Origin of the sequence: Aliivibrio sp. 1S128, from assembly GCF_001691065.1 — a bacterium.
GTDB lineage: Bacteria > Pseudomonadota > Gammaproteobacteria > Enterobacterales > Vibrionaceae > Aliivibrio.
In genome coordinates this window covers 1-5,029 of record NZ_MAJV01000142.1, presented here as the reverse complement: position 1 = coordinate 5,029, position 5,029 = coordinate 1, and the positions used below count along the sequence as shown (strand labels likewise).

Below are 5,029 nucleotides of genomic sequence, written 5' to 3'. Positions count from 1 at the left end.
TTGAAATCGAATTATTTAACGCTCATCAACCGCGAGAATATTGCGTTCAGTATGGTGAATCAGATTTTGGATTTATTCAACGATTGATGTCAGAAGAAGGCTTAGTTTCTTATTTTGAGCATACTGATGTAGGGTCTAAACTCATTATATCTGATGGCCCCGAGACTTATACTGAGCTTCATCCGCTTTGTGTTGTCGCTGATAATGGAATGGTAAAAGATGGTAATACCATTACCTCATTAATTAAAAATCAGAAGGTTAGTGTCGGTAAAGTATCAGTAAAAGATTACTATTTTGAAACTCCACAACGTTACCCTATTGGAATTGCTCAACAGGAGGAAAAAGAAAATCAAGCGTCAGAATTGGGATTAGAACAGTTCGAGTATCCTGCAAATAAAAAGACATCCGAAACAGCAATTAAGCAGGCGGAACGATTACTTCAACAGCATAGAAATAGCAATATAGAATTGGTCGGTGAGAGTGATTGTGCTCAGTTAACGGTAGGTCATTTTCAACCTGTTCAAGAGCATCCCAATCCAGAATGGAATAATACATGGCTACTGACGCAAGTTTTCCATAGTGGGCAACAACCTCAAGTTCTTGAAGCGTTTGCTGATGGTTGTTCTCAGTATCACGCCAGCTTCCGTTGCTCGCCTTGGCATCTTCCGTTTAAGCGAAAATCAGAGCCTAAACCACTAATTCATAATGTAGATACTGCGATTGTTACAGGTCCTGAGAATGAAGAGATCTATTGTGATGAGTTTGGACGAGTCAAAGTACAATTTCATTGGGATAGAAACGGTCAAGGAAATGAGAAGACAAGTTGTTGGTTACGAACCTCTCAAGGGTGGGCTGGAAATCAATATGGTCAATTTATCTTACCAAGAATAGGACACGAGGTAATTGTTAGTTTTATTCATGGCGACCCAGATAAACCAATCATTACAGGCTCCCTCTACAATGGTAATAATAAACCCCCTTATACTTTGCCTGAGCACAAGACGCGCAGTACCTTTAAAACCTCAAGCTCTCTTGGTGGTGAAAATTTTAATGAACTGCGTTTTGAAGATAAAAAAGACGCCGAGCAAATTTATATACATGCAGCAAAAGACATGGATAGCCAGATCCAAAATGATCACACAATAGAAGTGTTTAATGATGAGCATAAAGTTGTACATAACAATCAATTCAATGAGATAAAAAACAATAGAAATACAACCGTTGATGGTAGCCAGTTTGAAACCATTAAAGGAGATTCTCATTATCAAGTTAATGGCTCTGTTCATAGCAAAGTAGGTAAAAAACGATTAGAAGAGATTGGTTCTGAATTGCACTTAAAATCAGGGCAAAAAATAGTGTTAGAGGCAGGAACTGAAATTACCATTAAAGCCGGTGGCAGTGTCGTAAAAATTGACCCCGCAGGCGTCCATCTTATTGGATCTGCTATTAATTTAAACTCCGGTGGTAGCGCAGGAAGTGGCAGCGGTTATGCAGGCAAAGTAGCCCTATTGCCTATGGGGAAAGAGTTGGGAAAAGCAGGGAGTAATCTGAATACTGCAGTGGACAAAACTTATCATACAGATACGATTTTACTAAAAGAAAAAATTAATAATGACAGACTGCAACCGACAACCACACATTGGCTTGAGTTAGATATTCGTAGTGAAAATGATGAGCCTATTGATGGATTAGAAGTCACTATTGTGAATCAAAGTTCAGGATTAACATTATCTAAAACAAGTCAAAATGGCTCTGTTTTATTTGAAGATATAGATGATGGTGATTGGCGAGTAACGGTTAAGCAAGAGCAGCTTATCTCAATTGTAGAGCAATTTGAAAGTCGTGAAGATAATACGCCATCGCCTGTTAAATTACGTGCAAACTCAGAAATGGATGCGTCAGACAATAACCTAAAAAAATACCATAATATTTCTATTGGTGATTTATGGGATACCGCGCCTGAAGATGAATTTCTTACTCAAGAGCATAAAGCTATTGATGACGGAAAAGATGAAGTTATTGCTGGCTTTAACGTTAAAACAAATTCAACGGTAGTTGTAGAGCTTAAAGCACTGCGAAGCTACATTCCAATGATAGTAGATACAGATGAATTCAGTTTAATTAACAGTTATACGTTTGCGTTGTTGGCTCAGTTGGCCTATTCAAACGATGAATTTGGTGATCTAAGTAACCCAGACCAGCCTAAATTACCTGAAGGTGGTTTGAATAGAATAATTGCAAAGCTTAAAGCGAAACAACGTCCTGAATATAGCGCCTCTTCAAAAGTGGACTGGTTACTAAAAGAAGTAGCGTATTCTCAGCATCTTGAACTTGAATTTGTTGAAAATAAAAAAATAGGCGTAGAGGGTTATATTTTAAGTAATCAAGATGTTGTTATTGTAGGCGTTAGAGGTACTGAGACCTATTTTGGTAATGAAAATACTTGGAAAATTACTGATAACGAAGTGATGCAAGTCGCTAAACCCATAGCTCCTTTAGGTTTTAAAATATTTGAAGCTGTAGATGGCTTTAGAGCCGTGATTGAGTCAGAAGGTTACAAAGATGTAATGACAGATTTAGATGCTGCACAGATACCAGTTAGTGATTTAAAAGATAGTTATGTACATCAAGGGTTTTATGAGTATGCGGCAGCATTTTGGTTATTGATTAGAAATGAGTTAGAAGATAATCATATAAATAAAACAATTTATGTTTGTGGACATAGTCTTGGAGGAGCGGGAGCTTTAATTGTAAGTGCTTTAATTAAAGATAGATTTCAACCTAAAAGTCTTCGTTTATATACTTATGGTATGCCAAGAGCTGGAACTCATTCATTTGTATCAGCATACAGTGATATTATCCATTATCGTCATGTTAATAACCATGATGTAGTGCCACAAGTTCCTTTTAAATGGACAAATACTGGAGATGAGAATGAAGGCTCATTATTTACTGGTGTTGCTGAAAAGATTGTAAATGCAGTGACTGACAGTGATGATGATAACTATCACCATCATGGTAATTTAGTGCAACTATTAACGTACAGTGCTAATAAACATCACCCTCAGCCTGTAGCTCAAGTGTTATTAACACCAAAGCAAACGCATGTTACTAATTTAACTTTAGTTAGTAATAGAGAGAATGATTCGTTTTATTTAGCGGATTCATTGAGTAAAGAGTCGACTCAAATTAATGGCTATTTTAGTAGTATTAAAAACTCAGCACTTGATCATATGATGACGGAATATGTGCCGAACATACAAAATCAGTTAAGAATTCTTTTAAATAACTCACTGTTTGACTCTTATGACGGTGCAATAACTGAAATATTAAAAGTTGAAACTGGCTTAAATAACACTTATCAAACGCTAGAAGTTGAGTTAAAAAACAGTCAAGATATTCCATATCATGTTGGTGACGCAAAACGTCTGTCATTAAACTCTGAAATGAGACTTACAAATAAGATACGTTTAAATATAGAAAGAGTGAGAAAAGAGTTGCAGTTATTACAACAAAAGCCAAATCAATATTCTGTGCAGTCATTACTCGCTGGAAATGAAAGTATTACCGTTGATATTAAGGAACAATTGAAATGAAACTACCTGTAAAACTCATATTAGCTGTACTTTTCCTTGTAATATTAGGTGTGGGCGTAGCTTCTTTAATAAAGACATTTAATCCTGCTCCTTTTGGAAGTAATGAAGGTGATGAGTACATCACAATTAAAGGAGTAAAGCCAAAAGATGTTAACGTTACTGGGTGGGCTACTTTTTATGGTGGTGGAGAAAAGTGTGACTCTTTTTCATTTAGTGCAAATACAGGCAAAGTAACGAGAGCAGCCAAGGGAACAATTAAAATTGAACATGATTTTTCAGAAGATGAAAACAGCTATGAATTACGGATACCCTATAAAAGTTATAATACAAATTGTGGTATGAAATTATATGAAATAAGTTTTAAAGTAAATAATGCTTTTGATGAGGTTTTTGCTGGCTTTAGATTAACACGACCTGCTGAAGTGACAGATAAAACATTATTGCCAGTAATGCATTTAGAGTCTCGAAATTGTAATGCAAAAATTAGTAAATGGGCTGCCGTTGAACGTTGGTCTGGAGATATATCTTGTGAATTTTATATTAATAGTAAAAAACTGAAAGGAAGTAGAAATTCATTAAGTACAAACTTTGATCTATTTAATGATTCTACTGTAATTCGTTACGATATTATTGCAGGGAAAGATTATCGATCAGAGCCGATGGATCCTGAGACTGGAATTTAATCATTAAGGCTGTTGAAATGAAACTTCCAGTAAAACTCATATTAGCTGTACTTTTCCTTGTAATATTAGGTATGGGGGCAATTGCTTTAACGAAGACATTTAATCCTGCTCCTTTTGGAAATAATGAAGGTGATGAGTACATCACAATTAAAGGAGTAAAGCCAAAAGATGTTAACGTTACTGGGTGGGCTACTTTTTATGGTGGTGGAGAAAAGTGTGATTCTTTTTCATTTAGTGCAAATACAGGCAAAGTAACGAGAGCTGCCAAGGGAACAGTTAAAATTGAACATGATTTCTCAGAAGATGAAAACAGCTATGAATTGCGGATACCCTATAAAAGTAATAATACGAATTGTGGAATGACAATGTATTCAGTAAGCCTTGATGTAAATAATGCTTTTGATAAAGTCTTTGCAGGATTTAGAGTTGCTAGATCGGCAGAGATCACATATAGGACATTGCCATCAACAGTTCAATTAGAGTCTCGAAATTGTAATGCTAGTATTCATAAATGGGTTGAAATTGAACGTTGGTCTGGAGATATATCTTGTGATTTCTATATTAATAATAAAAAATTACAAGGTGATCAAAACTCTATAAATATGGATTTTGATTTGTTTAATGATTCTACTGTAATTCGTTACGATATTATTGCAGGGAAAGATTATCGATCAGAGCCTATGGATCCTGAAACAGGAATTTAATCATTAAGACTATTGAAATGAAACTACCCGTAAAACTCATATTAGC

General features: G+C 35.5%; 3 protein-coding genes and 1 pseudogene. All 4 read left to right on the top strand.

The genetic code is table 11. The features are described 5' to 3' along the window. A pseudogene (tssI, locus tag A6E03_RS20520) lies at window positions 1–1,544 on the top strand (type VI secretion system tip protein TssI/VgrG); the annotation flags it as partial. 345 nt (window positions 1,545–1,889) lie between these two features. Continuing rightward, entirely contained in the window at window positions 1,890–3,596 is a 1,707-nt protein-coding gene (locus tag A6E03_RS20570; protein ID WP_369688364.1) for a lipase, read from the top strand. After that, window positions 3,593–4,279, top strand: coding sequence for a hypothetical protein (locus A6E03_RS18195; protein WP_065601454.1), 687 nt, complete (start codon window positions 3,593–3,595; stop codon window positions 4,277–4,279). Before A6E03_RS20570 ends, A6E03_RS18195 begins: the two co-directional genes overlap by 4 nt. Window positions 4,280–4,296: 17 nt before the next feature. Continuing rightward, window positions 4,297–4,983 carry a hypothetical protein gene (locus tag A6E03_RS18190; protein WP_065601453.1) on the top strand — a complete coding sequence of 229 codons (687 nt, stop codon included), beginning with the start codon at window positions 4,297–4,299 and terminating at the stop codon, window positions 4,981–4,983. Window positions 4,984–5,029 lie beyond the last annotated feature (46 nt).

Excerpts from the sequence above, each read along its gene's own strand:
- A6E03_RS18195 (WP_065601454.1), top strand. The coding sequence starts at position 3,593 with ATGAAACTACCTGTAAAACTCATATTAGCTGTACTTTTCCTTGTAATA.
- A6E03_RS20570 (WP_369688364.1), top strand. The coding sequence starts at position 1,890 with ATGGATGCGTCAGACAATAACCTAAAAAAATACCATAATATTTCTATT.
- A6E03_RS18190 (WP_065601453.1), top strand. The coding sequence starts at position 4,297 with ATGAAACTTCCAGTAAAACTCATATTAGCTGTACTTTTCCTTGTAATA.